At 39.4% G+C, this 16236-nt stretch carries 10 protein-coding genes; all 10 read left to right on the top strand.

Annotation, left to right across the window (positions count from 1 at the left end; all coding sequences use genetic code 11):
• The first annotated feature begins 72 nt into the window (after positions 1-72).
• The 10 genes from uvrC (at position 73) to NE848_RS08900 (ending at position 16179) form a co-directional block, all read left to right on the top strand.
• Positions 73-1866 carry an excinuclease ABC subunit UvrC gene (uvrC, locus tag NE848_RS08945; protein ID WP_252112640.1) on the top strand — a complete coding sequence of 598 codons (1794 nt, stop codon included), beginning with the start codon at positions 73-75 and terminating at the stop codon, positions 1864-1866.
• Positions 1867-4092, top strand: a complete 2226-nt coding sequence (locus NE848_RS08940) for a patatin-like phospholipase family protein (RefSeq protein WP_252112638.1) — start codon at positions 1867-1869, stop codon at positions 4090-4092.
• Positions 4093-4275: 183 nt separating this feature from the next.
• On the top strand, positions 4276-5448 hold the full coding sequence (locus tag NE848_RS08935) for a homogentisate 1,2-dioxygenase (protein WP_252112636.1): 1173 nt from the start codon (positions 4276-4278) through the stop codon (positions 5446-5448).
• A gap of 101 nt (positions 5449-5549) precedes the next feature.
• Positions 5550-6692: a 4-hydroxyphenylpyruvate dioxygenase gene (hppD, locus tag NE848_RS08930; protein ID WP_252112634.1), complete on the top strand. Its 1143-nt coding sequence runs from the start codon at positions 5550-5552 to the stop codon at positions 6690-6692.
• Positions 6693-6992: 300 nt separating this feature from the next.
• On the top strand, positions 6993-7769 hold the full coding sequence (locus NE848_RS08925; protein ID WP_252112632.1) for a DUF3108 domain-containing protein: 777 nt from the start codon (positions 6993-6995) through the stop codon (positions 7767-7769).
• Between the two features lie 2 nt (positions 7770-7771).
• Positions 7772-8731, top strand: a complete 960-nt coding sequence (locus NE848_RS08920; RefSeq protein ID WP_252112630.1) for a tryptophan 2,3-dioxygenase family protein — start codon at positions 7772-7774, stop codon at positions 8729-8731.
• 11 nt (positions 8732-8742) lie between these two features.
• A complete protein-coding gene (locus NE848_RS08915) occupies positions 8743-9975 on the top strand; it encodes a peptidoglycan DD-metalloendopeptidase family protein (protein WP_252112628.1) in 1233 nt (410 codons plus the stop codon).
• Positions 9976-11607 (top strand): glucose-6-phosphate isomerase, encoded by a 1632-nt coding sequence (gene pgi / locus NE848_RS08910; RefSeq protein ID WP_252112626.1) that lies wholly within the window; start codon positions 9976-9978, stop codon positions 11605-11607.
• A 296-nt stretch (positions 11608-11903) separates the two neighbouring features.
• Complete coding sequence (locus NE848_RS08905) at positions 11904-14453, top strand: TonB-dependent receptor (RefSeq protein ID WP_252112624.1); 2550 nt, start codon at positions 11904-11906, stop codon at positions 14451-14453.
• Positions 14454-14463: 10 nt separating this feature from the next.
• Positions 14464-16179, top strand: coding sequence for a hypothetical protein (locus tag NE848_RS08900; protein WP_252112622.1), 1716 nt, complete (start codon positions 14464-14466; stop codon positions 16177-16179).
• Positions 16180-16236 lie beyond the last annotated feature (57 nt).

The following is a 16236-nucleotide window of genomic DNA, read 5'->3' as shown; positions in this document are numbered from 1 at the left end:
TTTTTAATATCAAGAATTTTTTAATCCTGTTTAAAATTTATCTGGCTCTCAATTATGTTTTAAATTTGAGTAATGGAAAAACCTGCTCTGGAAGTTCAGTTAAAAACTTTGCCTAACAGCCCCGGGGTTTATCAATATTTTGATAAAAACGGGAAGATACTTTACGTAGGGAAGGCCAAGAACCTTAAAAAAAGGGTTACTTCTTATTTCACTAAAAAACATGACAGCCACCGCATTGGGGTGATGGTAAAGAAGATTCGGGAGATAAGGCATATCGTTGTAGCCTCAGAAACCGATGCATTATTGTTGGAGAACAATCTTATCAAGAAGCATCAGCCACGCTTCAATGTGATGCTGAAAGACGATAAGACCTATCCCTGGATATGTATTAAAAATGAAAGGTTTCCCCGTGTGTTTCCCACGCGCAAGCTCATAAAGGATGGGAGTGAATATTATGGCCCTTTTACAAGTTTCAAAACCGTAAATACTCTGTTGGATCTCATTAAAGGTCTTTACAAACTAAGAACCTGCAATTATGATCTGGCAGAAGATAAGATTAGAAACGGAAAATATAAGGTTTGCCTGGAATACCATCTGGGGAATTGTGAAGGCCCATGTGAAGGGCTTCAGACTGAAGAAGATTACAACCGGAACATTGAGGCTATAAGGCAGATCGTTAAAGGGAATTTCAAGGATTCTTTGCAGCGTTTTAAAAATCAGATGAAGGAACATGCTGAAAAAATGGAGTTTGAGGATGCCCAGCGAATCAAGAATAAGATCGATGTACTGGAAAACTACCAGTCAAAGTCGACAGTTGTGAACCCAAAGATCAACAATGTAGATGTCTTCACAATAGTCACCGATGAGGGCTATGGGTATGTAAATTTCCTTCAGTTGTCTCATGGTGCGATCATTAGGTCTCACACTATTGAGATGAAAAAGAAACTGGATGAGAGCGACAGGGAATTACTGGAGCTTGCTATAATTGAAATAAGACAGAGGTTCAATTCGAACTCTAAGGAGATCTATGTCCCATTTAAAGTAGATGCTGGGGAGGACCTTAAGGTGACCGTTCCTAAGCTTGGAGATAAAAAGAAGATTGTGGAACTTTCCCACAGGAACGCTAAATACTACAGGCAGGAGCGCTTCAAACAAATGAAAATCGTTGATCCAGACAGGCATGTGAACCGAGTGATGGCACAGATGAAGGAAGATCTTAGGCTGAGTGAGGAACCCAGGCATATAGAATGCTTTGATAATTCCAATATCCAGGGGAGCAATCCGGTAGCTGCCTGTGTTGTTTTTAAAAATGGCAAACCAAGTAAAAAAGATTATCGTAAATTTAATATCAAGACCGTTGAAGGTCCCAACGATTTCGCTTCAATGGAAGAGGTTGTATTCAGAAGGTACCGCAGGTTGTTGAATGAAGATGAAGAACTTCCTCAGCTGATCATTGTAGACGGAGGTAAAGGTCAGCTTTCAAGCGGAGTAAAAGCTTTGGAAACACTGGGTTTACGAGGAAAAATCGCGATTATTGGTATAGCAAAGAGATTAGAAGAAATATTTTATCCCGAAGATCCAATCCCTTTATATCTTGATAAGAAATCGGAAACTTTAAAAATAATTCAGCAGCTTAGAAACGAGGCGCATAGGTTCGGAATTACATTCCATCGCAATAAAAGGAGTAAAACAGCGCTAAATACAGAGCTGGAAGCTATCCCGGGAATAGGAGAGAAGACCGTAGTAGAATTACTGAAGCATTTCAGGTCTTTGAAAAGGGTGAAGGAGGCTTCTCAAAATGAACTGGCTGAAGTGGTAGGATCATCAAAAGCCGGAATTATTTATCAGCATTATCATACAGGTTAAATGAGGAAATTTCTCCCTTTACTTTTTATTGTCTTCACCATGCTTGGATACGCTCAAAAAAATGACGATCCAAAGGTGGGACTTGTCTTGAGTGGAGGGGGAGCAAAGGGACTTGCTCATATCGGTGCCTTAAAGGTGCTTGAAGAGGCCGGGGTTCGGGTAGATTATATAGGTGGCACAAGCATGGGTGCTATCATTGGCGGGTTATATGCTGCAGGCTATTCGGCTAACCAGCTCGATTCAATTTTTCATGCTACCAACTTTAATATCCTTATTCAGGATAATATTCCAAGAAGCGCCAAGACATTTTATGAGAAGGAAGATACCGAGAAATATGCACTTACCCTTCCTTTTGATGATTTTCAGGTAAGGGTTCCCTCGGGCTTATCCAAAGGTCAGAACATATACAACCTTATGAATCGTCTTACCATGCATGTGAGCGAAATAGATGATTTTGACAACCTTCCTATTCCTTTTTTCTGTGTCGCAGCCGATATTGAAACCGGTGGAGAAGTGGTGCTGGATGAAGGATCGCTTGCTAAATCTATTTCGGCAAGCGGCGCGATACCTTCTTTGTTCAGTCCGGTTAAGATCGATGACAGGTTGTTAACCGATGGAGGTGTGGCAAATAACTATCCGGTTGAAGAACTTCGCCGACGGGGGGCTGAGATCATAATTGGTGTGGATGTCCAGGATAGTCTGATTGCGAGGGAAGATCTAAGAAGTGTTTTTGATATCCTCACCCAGATCAACAATTTTCATACAATTGCTGATATGAAGGAGAAGCGCCCGCTCACAGATATTTATATTAAGCCCGATATCTCTTCTTTTTCCATATTGTCATTTGATGAAGGGGCAGCAATAATTGATTCCGGTAGGGTAGCAAGCCGGAGAAAAATAGATAAATTAAAGGAGCTGGCTAAAAATCAGTCTCCGTCAAAGAAGTTTTCGGTTCCAAAAATTGAAAAATTCAATATTAGCGGACTAGTACTGGAAGGTAACAGTGATTACCCGAGATCTTATATACTCGGAAAGCTGAAACTGGATTATGATGAACCTTACGATCTGGATGATCTTGGGATTGGGATAAATAACCTGTCGGCAACCGGGAACTTCAATAAGATAAACTATCAGCTCATTCCCACTGAGAAACCAATGGATTATACCCTGGCAATGCAGATCGAGGAAAGTGAAAATAAGACCTTTCTTCGGCTGGGGCTTCATTATGATGAGCTATATCAGAGTGCGGCTCTGGTGAACCTTACTAAAAAAAGTTTGATGTTCACCAACGATGTGGTCTCTCTGGACGTGATCCTGGGGGATAAGTTCAGGTATAATTTTGATTATTATCTTGACAAAGGTTATTACTGGAGTATAGGTTTGAAATCAAGGTATAATAATTTCGAGAAGGAGGTAAGTTTTGACCTTGCCAGGGAAAATGCAGGTCTGGATGATCTTGGCGGAGTTAGGGAAATAGAAGTGGACTATAAGGATTTTACAAATCAGTTTTACGTTCAAACCCTGTTCAAACAGGTTTTCTTATTTGGGATGGGAGCCGAACATAAATATCTGAAAATTGCATCTTCAACCATCAATAATCCAATGCCTCAAAACAGTAGTAATGTGTTTGAGAACAACCATTATTTCAGCACCTTCGGGTATCTCACTTATGACAGTTACGACAATAAGTATTTTCCAAGAAAGGGGCTTTATTTCAATGGAGATTTCCATATTTATCTTCTGGCTTCTAATGATGATCCCGATTTTGCTGAATTTTCCATCGCCAAGGGAGAGATTGGTTATGCCGCACCATTGTCAAATAAATTTGTGATAAGGCTTTCTACAGATACCGGTTTTAAGGTAGGGAACGATAATATCAATGTATTCGATTTTTTCCTCGGAGGCTACGGAAATAATCTGATTAATAATTTCATTCCTTTTTATGGATACGATTTTATTAGCCTTTCGGGGGATAGTTATATTAGGGGGTTACTTGAGCTTGATTATGAGGCGTATCCCAAGAATCATATTATCGCCAGTGCCAATTTCGCCAATGTAGAAAACCGTTTATATACTACCGGGAACTGGTTCACCTGGCCAGACTACTCTGGCTATGCGCTGGGCTATGGTTTGGATACTTTTTTAGGTCCTATGGAGGTGAAATATACCTATTCGCCTGAAGTAGGAGAAAGCTTTTGGTTCTTCAGTCTCGGGTTTTGGTTTTAGTGCCTGTTTTGCTTATTTGGCTGGCAGTAAGTTGTTTTCACTTTTAAGCCTCGGTTTTTAGACTACATTTAAGAATAATTCGCTAAAATTTCATGATATTTGTATAAATCGAAAAATAAAGTAGAAATAATCGGAATCTTTCAAAAAACTATAGCGTTTTGATCGATTTTAAATCTAAAAATTATGCCTTTTTATCATAAGCTTGGTAAAATCCCACATAAACGTCATACGGTGTTCAGAAAGCCAGACGGAAGTCTTTATTATGAACAACTATTTGGAACAATTGGATTTGATGGTATGTCATCAAACCTGTATCATGAACATCGTCCCACTCAGGTAAAGGAGATTAAGGGTAGCTATGATGTTACACCTAAGGTGGCTGTTGAAAATAACCTGAAGTCATACCGGTTCAGGGGATTTCAGGTAACCCCCCATCCAGATTATCTGGAAAGCCGGAAGACGGTTCTTACAAATTCAGATTGTGATATTATTCTGGCTTCTCCGCAGCAGTCCACTGATGACTATTTTTACAAGAATGCAGATTCTGATGAACTGATTTTTATACATAAAGGAACTGGAAAGCTGCGCACCCATCTGGGAAATCTTGATTTTAAATATGGAGATTATCTGCTGATCCCCAGGGGAACTATCTATAAACTGGATTTTGATGAAGAGGATAACAGGCTGTTTATCGTTGAATCAAGAAGGCCTATTTATACACCTAAGAAATACAGGAACTGGTTTGGCCAGTTGCTGGAACACTCACCTTTCTGTGAACGTGACCTAAGGCAACCTAATGAATTGGAGACCAACGACGAACGAGGGGACTTTCTTATCAAGATCAAAAAACAAGGGAAGATATTTGACATGGTTTATGCAACCCATCCTTTTGATGTGGTGGGTTATGACGGTTATAATTATCCTTACGCATTTTCAATTCACGATTTTGAGCCAATAACCGGAAGAATTCACCAGCCACCTCCGGTACATCAAACTTTCGAGACTGATGCTTTTGTGGTTTGCAGCTTCTGCCCGCGTAAATATGATTATCATCCTGATGCTATTCCGGCACCATATAGTCACAGTAATATAGATAGTGATGAGGTGCTTTATTATGTGGATGGAGATTTTATGAGTCGTAACGATATTGAGGCTGGTCATATCTCACTTCATCCTGCCGGAATACCCCATGGGCCTCATCCGGGAGCGGTTGAAAGAAGTATTGGCCAGGTGGAGACCGAAGAACTTGCCGTAATGGTAGATACTTTCAAACCTTTGATGCTTACCGAGGATGCTATGGAAATAGCAGATGAAAGCTATCACAAATCATGGCTGGAAGAAGAGGATAGGGAATAAGTATGAAAGAAGATCTTTTAGCCAAGGACAGGGCGATGTGGTAAACTTTGAAGTTTTTTCAAAAGGATTTATTATTTCGCACATTAAAAATTAAAAATATTATGACTACAGATAACACATCATTAAAACTGGAAAAAGTTGTTCCCGATGCAGAGGATTTTCTTCCAATTCTGGGGACAGATTTCGTTGAACTTTATGTAGGTAATGCCAAGCAGGCAGCTTATTATTACCAGCATGCATGGGGATTTCAGCCTGTGGCTTATGCCGGACTTGAAACCGGGAAAAAAGATACGGTTTCCTATGTGCTGCAACAGGGGAAAATAAGACTGGTCTTAACTTCTCCGCTTGAAAGAGGTGGGGATGTGAATGAGCATATCAATAAGCATGGAGACGGAGTTAAATTTGTGGCTCTCTGGGTGGACGACGCAAGAAAAAGCCATGAAGAAACTACTAAAAGGGGCGCTAAATCTTATGCGGAGCCTTATGAACTGGAAGATGAAAATGGGAAAGCAGTAATCTCGGGGATACATACCTACGGAGAAACCGTTCATCTTTTTGTGGAAAGAAACGAATATGAAGGCCCATTCCTTCCAGGCTACAGGACCTGGACCACAAAAGCAGAAACAGAAGACACAGGTCTTAAGTATATTGATCATATGGTGGGTAATGTGGGCTGGAACGAGATGAACAAATGGGTTGAGTTCTATGCTAAAGTGATGGGATTCGCTCAATTGGTTTCATTCGATGATAAGGATATTTCTACCGAATATACTGCTCTTATGAGTAAGGTAATGAGTAATGGGAATGGTCGTATCAAGTTTCCTATTAATGAACCGGCGGAAGGGAAGAAAAAATCTCAGATCGAAGAATACATCGATTTTTATAATGGAGCAGGTGTTCAGCACATCGCACTGGCTACAGATAATATTATCGAGACTGTTACTCGGTTGCGAGATCGAGGTGTTGAATTTTTATATGTTCCGGAGACGTATTATGATGATCTTTTGGACAGGGTTGGAGAGATCGACGAAGATCTTGAACCTCTTAAGGAACTTGGAGTTCTTGTAGACAGGGATGATGAAGGATATTTATTGCAGATATTCACAAAGCCGGTTCTGGACAGACCAACTATGTTTTTTGAGATAATTCAGCGTAAAGGAGCCCAATCTTTCGGAAAAGGAAACTTTAAGGCTTTATTTGAAGCAATAGAAAGGGAGCAGGATTTACGAGGTACATTAAATTAAGATTAAAAAACTGCTAAAATTTAAATACGAAAATTGAATTTCTGACAATCACACAATTTTTTAGTTAAAGTTTATTTTAGCGTTGCAGGCAAGGTAGAAATATCAGACTTTTGCACCGCATTTTTGGAGTGGTTACCAGGAATGATTTAATTTTTTTCATAATTTAAGTTTTAGTTGGTTAATAAGACAAAATTCCCCGTCATTAATTTGATGGGGTTTTTTGTTTTAATACTTTTGGAATAGTAATTGTAATTAGCGTATAAACCCTATAAAATACTGTAACTTAGGAAATTTAATGTGATGAGAAGACTTTTTACGATTACGCTAATATATATCTTTATATCCACTACTCAGGGATTCTCCCAGCAGGCATTTGAAGCCGGAGAATGGTTCAAATTCCGTATTCATTATGGTCTTTTCAATGCCAGCTATGCTACTCTTGAAGTAGATGAAACCAGTCTCAATAATAAACCTGTTTACCATGTTAAAGGCCGTGGAAAATCCACAGGTTTACTAAGTCTTTTTTTCAAGGTTGATGATGACTATCAAACCTACATTGATCGTAAAACGGGTAAGCCCTATAAATTTATCAGGAAAATTAACGAAGGTGGTTATACCAAGGATCTTGAGATAGACTTTGATCACCGGGATAATAAGGCTCATGTACTAAATAGAGAAACTAATAAGAGAAATAGCTATTGGGTTCCCGATAATGTACATGATATGTTGTCGGCATTTTATTATATTCGCAACCAAATTAATGGGAGGGATCTTAGGCCAGGAGATGAAATGACGCTTAAAATGTTTATCGATGATGAGAACACAGATTTTAAGCTTGTTTTCCTTGGCAGGGAAGTGATCAAAACCAAATTTGGAAAGGTGGCTACTTTAAAATTCAGGCCTTATGTTTTGGCGGGCCGGGTATTTAAAGAAAAGGAAAGTCTTACCTTCTGGGTGAGTGATGACAAGAATAAGATCCCTATTAAGATTGAGGCCGATCTGGCCGTTGGTTCTTTAGATGCCGATTTGGAGGCTTATAAAGGCCTTAAACATCAGTTTAGTATTATAATGAATTAAATATGGAAATAAAGCCCGAAATCGCCGAACGCATTAATAAACTTGAAGAAAAATTCAGGAATTCGGGTCAGGATATGGGGTCCTATTTAGATGGTCTTCTTTACGATCGTTATCTTTCTTACTGGGATTATATAAGTGTGGATACGCTTCTTAGTCTTCAAAAAACAAATACCCATTTCCCCGATGAAACTATTTTCATCACTTATCACCAGATCACAGAATTATATTTTAAACTCATTATTCATGAGCAAAAACAGATCATAGAAAGTGAGGCGCTTACCCCCTCGTTTTTTATTGAAAAGCTTAAAAGGATAAATCGTTACTTTCGAATCCTTATAGATTCCTTTGACGTGATGATCAAAGGGATGGATAGGGAGCAATTCCTGAAGTTCAGGATGGCACTTCTGCCTGCAAGTGGTTTTCAGTCGGCGCAGTTCAGAATGATCGAATTGTACTCAACCCCGATGGAACATCTGGTCTCAGCTGATATTAGGAAGGACTTTTCAGAAGATGACAGTCTGGAAGAGCTTTATGAGAATATTTACTGGAAAAAAGGAGGTATTGATCTTAAGACAGGTGAAAAAACACTGACCCTGAGACAATTTGAAAAAAGATATACTCCCCGGTTTTTAAGAATAGCAGGTCAGGTAAAAGGGAACACTATTTACCATCGTTATCTTAATATGACTGAAGAGGACAGGAGCAATAAGGATCTGATTCAGGCATTGCGAAATCTTGATGTTAATGTGAACATCAACTGGCTTTTAATGCATATGGGGGCGGCGTATCGTTATCTTAGTAAAGAGAAATCGACAATAAAGGCTACTGGAGGGACCAACTGGAAACAGTTTTTACCTCCCGGCTTTCAAAAAATATCTTTCTTTCCTAATTTATGGAGTAAGGAAGAGCAGGAGGATTGGGGCAAACAATGGGTTAATCACACATTTAATACAGAAAAATAAAAAACAAAGAATTGAAGAAACTAGGCTTATTGTTAATGATGATGCTGGTATTTATTGCCTGCAATGATGATGAAAAAGACCAGGCCGTAAAGGAGGTTAAGGAGAAGAAGCTTCCTCCTGTGGAAAAGGAATACGGTTTTGTGCTTAACAATTATGAGGTAGTGAAAGATACCATAAAGTCGGGAGACTTTTTTGGCGCTATAATGGATAAAAGTGGTGTTGATCCCGGAAAAGTATATGAGATCACCCAGAAAGTAAAAGATACTTTTAATCCTGCACGAATCGTAGCAGGTAAGAAGTATATGATCCTGAAAGACAAAGACTCGGCCAGGACCCCGAAGTTCTTTATATACGAGAATGATAAGATTAATTACACGGTGGTTTCTCTAACAGATAGTATTTATGCTGCGAAACGTAAACGTCCTGTTACGGTAAAGAGAAGGGAAGTCTCTGGAGTTATTACTTCATCCCTTTCTGAAGCGATGCAGGCACAAGGACTTAGCAACCTGCTGGTTTACGAATTATCAAATATTTACCAATGGAGTATAGACTTCTTTAAACTTCAAAAGGGAGACCAGTTTAAGATGGTCTATCATGAAAAATACATTGAGGACACTATTTTCGCGGGAATTGAAAAAGTAGACGCCGCGGTATTTAAGCATTCAGACAAGCCTTTTTATGCTTTCAGGTATCTTACAGATACTGTGTCGGGAAAACCGAGTTTTTACGATTCTGAAGCGAAGGCGTTACAGAGCTTTTTCCTTAAAGCTCCGCTCAATTATTCCAGGATATCTTCAAGGTATACCAAGAGACGTTTTCATCCGGTTCAGAAAAGGTGGAAAGCCCATTTAGGCACCGATTATGCGGCTCCGTACGGTACGCCAATTGTAAGTACCGCTAATGGTACCGTGATCGCCTCCAGCTATACTTCCGGGAATGGCAATTATGTAAAAGTTAGGCATAACAGTAAATACACTACTCAATATTTACATATGACCAAGAGAGCGGTTAGAACCGGACAGGTAGTGAAGCAGGGTGATGTAATAGGGTATGTTGGTAGTACAGGATTGGCAACAGGACCGCATGTATGTTATAGATTCTGGGTAAATGGAAGACAGGTTGATCCCTACCGTCAGAACCTGCCTTCAGCAAAACACATTGAAGAAGAACTCAAGGACGAATACTTTGCTTATATAGAGCCTTTGAAAGAAGAACTAGATCAAATTCCCTACAAAAATATATAGATGAAAAATATAAATCCAACCACAACCAAAGCCTGGAAGGAATTAGAAAGTCATTTTAAAGAAATTGAAAATGAGCATATGAAAGATATGTTCATTAATGATGACAATCGTGCTGAGAAATTCAGTATTCAGTGGGAAGACTTCTATGTTGATTATAGTAAGAACAGGATCACAGAAGATACCAGAAGTCTTTTACTTAAGTTAGCAGAAGAATGCAATCTGGAGGAAGCTATCAATAGTTATTTTTCCGGGGAAGCAATTAACCAAACGGAAAACAGGCCTGTTTTACACACGGCGTTGAGAGCCGATAAGAATACTAAAATCAATGTAAGGGGAGAAAATGTTCTTCCTGAAGTTGAAGAAGTGAAGGCAAAGATCAGGGACTTTAGCAACGAAATTATTGATGGTACCAGGAAAGGTTACACAGGAAAGAATTTTACCGATGTGGTAAATATCGGGATTGGAGGGTCAGATCTTGGCCCGGTGATGGTTACCGAAAGTCTGAAATTCTATAAGAACCATCTTAATATGCATTTTATTTCAAATGTAGATGGTGACCATGTGCATGAGACCATAAAGGATCTTAATCCTGAAACTACGCTTTTCCTTGTTGTTTCTAAGACCTTTACAACGATGGAAACACTCAGCAACGCAACGACGGTTAGAGAGTGGTTTCTGAAGTCGGTGCCGGAAGAAGAGGTTTCCAAGCATTTTGTAGCTGTTTCTACCAATCTTCAAAAGGTAGAGTCCTTTGGAATAGATAGAAATAATATCTTTCCTATGTGGGACTGGGTAGGAGGACGTTTCTCATTGTGGAGCGCAGTGGGGCTGTCTATTTGCCTTGCTATTGGGTACGATAACTTTGCTTCTCTGCTCGATGGGGCTCACAAAATGGATGAACATTTCAGGAAAACTTCATTCAAAGAAAATTTACCGGTACAACTTGCTCTTTTAAGTATCTGGTATAACAACTTTTTCAAGGCAGAAAGTGAAGCTGTGATCCCTTATTCACAATATCTCGATAAATTCCCGTCTTATCTGCAGCAGGCTATTATGGAAAGCAATGGTAAAAGTGTAGATCGTAATGGAAAGAGAGTGGATTATGAGACTGGAACGATTATATGGGGTGAACCCGGTACGAATTCCCAGCATGCTTTCTTTCAGTTGATTCACCAGGGAACAAAACTCATTCCTGCTGATTTTATCGGCTTTAAAAAATCACTTTTTGAAGATAAAGCACATCAGGATAAGTTGATGGCTAATTATTTTGCTCAAACCGAAGCTTTGCTCAATGGGAAGAATGAAGAAGAGGTTGAGGAAGAACTGAAATTCAAGAATTTTACCAGGGACGAAATAGACAGGCTTAAGCCTTTCAAGGTTTTTGAAGGAAACAAACCTACCAACACCATTCTGATAGATAAACTCACTCCTGAAAGTATGGGAAAACTTATTGCCCTATACGAGCATAAGATCTTTGTGCAGGGGGTTATCTGGAATATTTTCAGTTACGATCAGTGGGGTGTAGAATTAGGTAAACAACTTGCGAATAAAATTCTTGCAGAGTTTGATGATAGAGACGTGAATAATCATGATTCTTCTACAAGAGCACTTTTAAATTACTATTTGAAATAATAAATATTTAATAGGAATACCAGGAGCTCCGGAGAAAATCCGGAGCTTTTTTTATGTAATACCGTGGGGTTGCTTTAACATAAAATTTTTTTCTGGGTGTAGATATTAACAAATTGTTTTTTAGGCAGATAGGCTTTTGATCTAAGTATTGGCGGGAGATCATAACAGAATGCATATTGTTACATTTCTGAGCCAGTGAATAAAAAGTTAAAAGTCTTAACATTTGGATAATGAAAGTTTTGTAGGAAAGTGTTTTTTTTGCAGTGAATTTTAATCAAACACAAACTATTAAACAAATGAGGAAATTATTACTGCTAGCGATGCTTTTGGCGTCTGCTACAATTTTTGCTCAGGGAACCATTACCGGAACGGTAATCGATTCTGAAACAAATGGACCTCTGCCAGGCGCGAACGTGACGGTAGTAGGCACCAACAATGGTACAATGACTGATTTCGACGGTAAATTTAGCCTGCAGGTTGATGCGGCTACCGGAACGATAGAGATCAGCTTCGTTGGTTATGAACGTAAACCTGTTAAATTTTCTATCCAGAATGGGACTGCAGATCTTGGAGAAATCATTTTATCTCCAGATGCAGATGCGCTTGACGAGATCGTTATCACTACTTTCTCTCTTGCAATAGACAGAAAAACTCCAGTAGCTGTATCTACTATCAAAACAGAAGAGATAGAGCTACGCTTAAGTAACAAGGAATTCCCTGAAATTCTTAAGACCACTCCCGGTATCTATGCTCACAAGCAAGGTGGTGGTTTTGGAGATGCTGAACTTCGTCTAAGAGGATTCGACTCAGAGAACGTTGCCGTTATGATAAACGGAGTTCCCGTGAACGATATGGAAAACGGTCGTGTTTACTGGAGTAACTGGGCCGGTCTATCTGATGTTACGAGAACCATGCAGGTTCAAAGAGGTCTAGGAGCTTCCAAGGTTGCTGTTCCTTCTATTGGAGGTACCGTAAATATCGTTACTAAATCTACTGACGCTGCAAAAGGAGGTAATATCTTTACCACTACAGGTAACGATGGTTACCTAAAAGTTGGAGGAACTGTTTCTACCGGAAAACTTGAAAATGGATTTGCAGCTACTGTTTCTGCCTCCAGAACTTCTGGAAACGGATTTGTAGATGGAACTGAATTCACCGGTTACTCATACTTTATCAACTTCGCAAAGGAGATCAATGAAGATCATGAACTATCTTTCACTGCTTTTGGTGCACCACAGGAGCACGGACAGCGTGAAACCGCTCATAATATAAGTGTATATCGCGATAGCGAAAGAGGCGTTAAATTTAACGGTGACTGGGGTTACCTAAACGGTGAGGTTACTCATATTCAGGATAACTTCTACCACAAGCCACAGATGTCGCTTAACCATTACTGGACTATTTCTAACAGAAGTAAATTATCTACTGCTGTTTACGCTTCCTTCGGAACTGGAGGTGGTGGAGGATACGAAGGTGCTGCTAACCTAAGAAGTGTAGATTCACCATATAGAAGCGGTTACCTTCAGCCATTTGACCTTGACCAGGTAGTTAATGAGAATGTTGATAATGGAGCTCTTGGTTCTGAAACAATTCTTTATAATTCCAGAAACGATCACAACTGGTATGGAGCCCTTTCAACTTTCACTACCGAGATCACTGAAGATATTGACCTTTTGGCCGGTGTAGATCTTAGATATTATAAAGGGAAGCACTTCCAGGAAGTAAAGGATCTTTTAGGAGGTTCTTACTGGCTTGATGAAGATAGCGATGAGAACAATCCAACTAATGTTGCCAGAGTAGGAGACAAGATCAACTATTACAATGATGGACTAGTTCACTGGGAAGGTGGATTCCTTCAGGCAGAATACTCTAAAAATGATCTTTCTGCCTTCATCTCAGGAGCTATTTCTAATACTTCATATAAAAGAGTTGATTATTTCAACTATCTTGATTCAGATCCGCTTCAGGAAACTGACTGGATCAGCTTTGTAGCTCCTAGTGTAAAAGGTGGTGCAAACTATAACATCGATGATAAGCATAATGTTTTTGCGAACATTGGTTTTTTTGAAAGAGCGCCTTTCTTTAACCAGGTGTTCCAGAACTATCGTAATGACATTAACTCAGAAGCAAAAAATCAGAAGATCTTTAGCTATGAGCTAGGCTATGGTTTCCGCAGTGCAAAACTAAGGGCAAATGTAAACTTATATCGTACTAGATGGAATGATAAACCATTTACTCAATCTTTCTTTGATAGTGCTTCCGGTGAAAACTATTTCGCGAATATTCTTGGAGTAGATGCGCTTCACCAGGGTATTGAAATTGACTTCACTTACAAGCCTTTTGATGAATTTACTATTACAGGTATGGCTTCTATTGGTGACTGGAATTGGGACAGTAATGTTGGTAACGTATTTATTTATGACCAGGAACAAAATCCAGTAAATGAGCAGCCGATTGAATTATTCCTTAAGGATATCCCTGTTGGAGGTGCAGCTCAAAATACGTTCGCTCTTGGAGGTGACTATGAGATTATAAACGGTACAACTATTAGAGCCAACTGGACTTATGCAGACAACCTTTTCGCTGAATTCGATCCGCTTGGAGTTAGTTCAGATGATGGTTATATGCCATGGGAAGTGCCTGCTTACGGTTTGGTTGATCTTGGGCTTACTCATAGATTCGAAATTGGGGCTCTTGCAGCTACCTTGAATGGAAACGTGAACAACCTTCTTGATACAGAATATGTGAGTTTTGCATTTGACGGTGTTAACTCAAATGCTCAAACCGCTTCTGTATGGTACGGGTTTGGACGTACTTACACTGTAGGATTGAAAGTTAATTTCTAAAAATATTAAAATGAAAAAAACATATTTATTAATAATGATGTTAGTAGGCCTCGCTTTTACAGGTTGTGAGCCTATGGAAGACATCCACGAAGAAATAGACGCGCAGCTGGATAATGTTGAAGGGAATATTGATTATACCTTAACAGAGGATGACTATGAAGATATTCTTGACTTTAACTATCCAAACTTCAGCTCTGAAGATGAGGCTAAAGAATTGATTCCGATCGTGCTTGCGGAAAATTTCCCTGCACTTGGAAAAGGATCTTCAGTTAAAGTGGTATATCATCTATATGCTCCGATAAGAGTTGAGGATTACACTTTAGCAAACGACGATTATCCGGGAAGTGAGAATTATTTCTCAGCGTCTTCTCAGGTTTCTACTTTTCTTGAGCAGAAGTTTGATACTGCAGAAGAAGGTTCTTATGTAGAAGCTACCTATAATGTGGTTGCTACAGATATTCCTTATGAATTCTCAGACGATGATTTCGATATCGTTGAAGACAAACTTGCAGATACCTATGCAGATGCAGCTGAAAGTGCCGCTCGTTATAACAACTTTGACAGAAGAGAAGATAAGGATGCCTACTGGAGTGATGAAATGATCTTCGAGGCTATTGACGCTGTGCTTTCTGAAAATGTAGACGGAGTTACTGGACAGCTTTATGAGGTTACTTATGATGTGTATACTGGGAGTCCTGGTTCTGAGACAAAAACCGTTAGATTCGACGGGAATAACTTTGTTGAGTTCCAAACCACTCCTGAAGGAGAGACTTATGTTCTAACCGAATCTGATATTGAATTGATCATTAGTGATCTTGGTGATGTGGACGGATTTGGTTCTTCAGTTTCAAACCTTGATAATTATGGGAACTTTAACAGACAATCTGGTGGAAGCACCTACTGGAGTGATGCTATGTTGGCAACGGCATTTGAAACAGTTCTTCAAACAAACTTCCCAGACGCCGAGGATGGAAAGGTTTACGAGGTAGAATATGAATATTATCAGGGTGGTTATTATTCAGGAACTCTTACTTTAATAAAGAATGGAGATTCCTATGAGATAGCTACTTCAGTTTCTACTATCGAAGAGACTAAGACTTATGCTTATACCAATGGTAGCTGGAATATGCCATTGACACTTAAAGGAGAGGACTATTCTGAAATGGGTCAATCATATCCTAACTTCTCAGATCAGGATGAAGCGATGTATAAGATCGCTATCTGGTTAGAAATGATGTTCCCTTATGCCGAAGAAGGAGATTTCGCGGCTGTAGCTTACGATTTCTATAGAAGTGGCCAGGGAGTTTCTACCCGATATGCTAACTTCATCTTCAAGGACGGATCATTTAGTGATATCCCATCGGTTATTGAGCAAACTCTATCTTTTGGAAATAATGGTTCAGAGTGGGTGCCAGATAATACGATCAAATATACTCTTAGCGGAGATGATTACCAGTTTATCGCGGCAGAGCTTGCTTCTGAATATCCAGGCCCAACAGATAGTATGGCTAGATACAGTAACTTCGAAAAAAGAGGAAACTCTTCTAGCTGGGATGATGATATGATCCTTGAAGCGATGAACATTTTACTTGATGAAATCGCTCCAAATGCGGAAGTAGGACAAAAATACCTTATCACTTACGCGGTTTACAACGGTACGAATACTACCGGAGAGATCTACGTGATCAAGGATGCAAATGGAGATTGGGTCCTTTACGAAGTATAAGATTTGATCATTCCTAATTAATATAAAACCTCTTATCTCCAATGATAAGAGGTTTTT

This window comes from Gramella jeungdoensis, from assembly GCF_023805255.1.
In the GTDB taxonomy this organism is placed as follows: Bacteria; Bacteroidota; Bacteroidia; order Flavobacteriales; family Flavobacteriaceae; genus Christiangramia; species Christiangramia jeungdoensis.
Note: the sequence above shows the minus strand (reverse complement) of the source record. Positions and strands in the feature narration are given on the sequence as shown.

Coding starts and splice junctions, on each gene's coding strand:
- uvrC (WP_252112640.1), top strand. CDS start 73: ATGGAAAAACCTGCTCTGGAAGTTCAGTTAAAAACTTTGCCTAACAGC.
- NE848_RS08940 (WP_252112638.1), top strand. CDS start 1,867: ATGAGGAAATTTCTCCCTTTACTTTTTATTGTCTTCACCATGCTTGGA.
- NE848_RS08935 (WP_252112636.1), top strand. CDS start 4,276: ATGCCTTTTTATCATAAGCTTGGTAAAATCCCACATAAACGTCATACG.
- hppD (WP_252112634.1), top strand. CDS start 5,550: ATGACTACAGATAACACATCATTAAAACTGGAAAAAGTTGTTCCCGAT.
- NE848_RS08925 (WP_252112632.1), top strand. CDS start 6,993: ATGAGAAGACTTTTTACGATTACGCTAATATATATCTTTATATCCACT.
- NE848_RS08920 (WP_252112630.1), top strand. CDS start 7,772: ATGGAAATAAAGCCCGAAATCGCCGAACGCATTAATAAACTTGAAGAA.
- pgi (WP_252112626.1), top strand. CDS start 9,976: ATGAAAAATATAAATCCAACCACAACCAAAGCCTGGAAGGAATTAGAA.
- NE848_RS08905 (WP_252112624.1), top strand. CDS start 11,904: ATGAGGAAATTATTACTGCTAGCGATGCTTTTGGCGTCTGCTACAATT.
- NE848_RS08900 (WP_252112622.1), top strand. CDS start 14,464: ATGAAAAAAACATATTTATTAATAATGATGTTAGTAGGCCTCGCTTTT.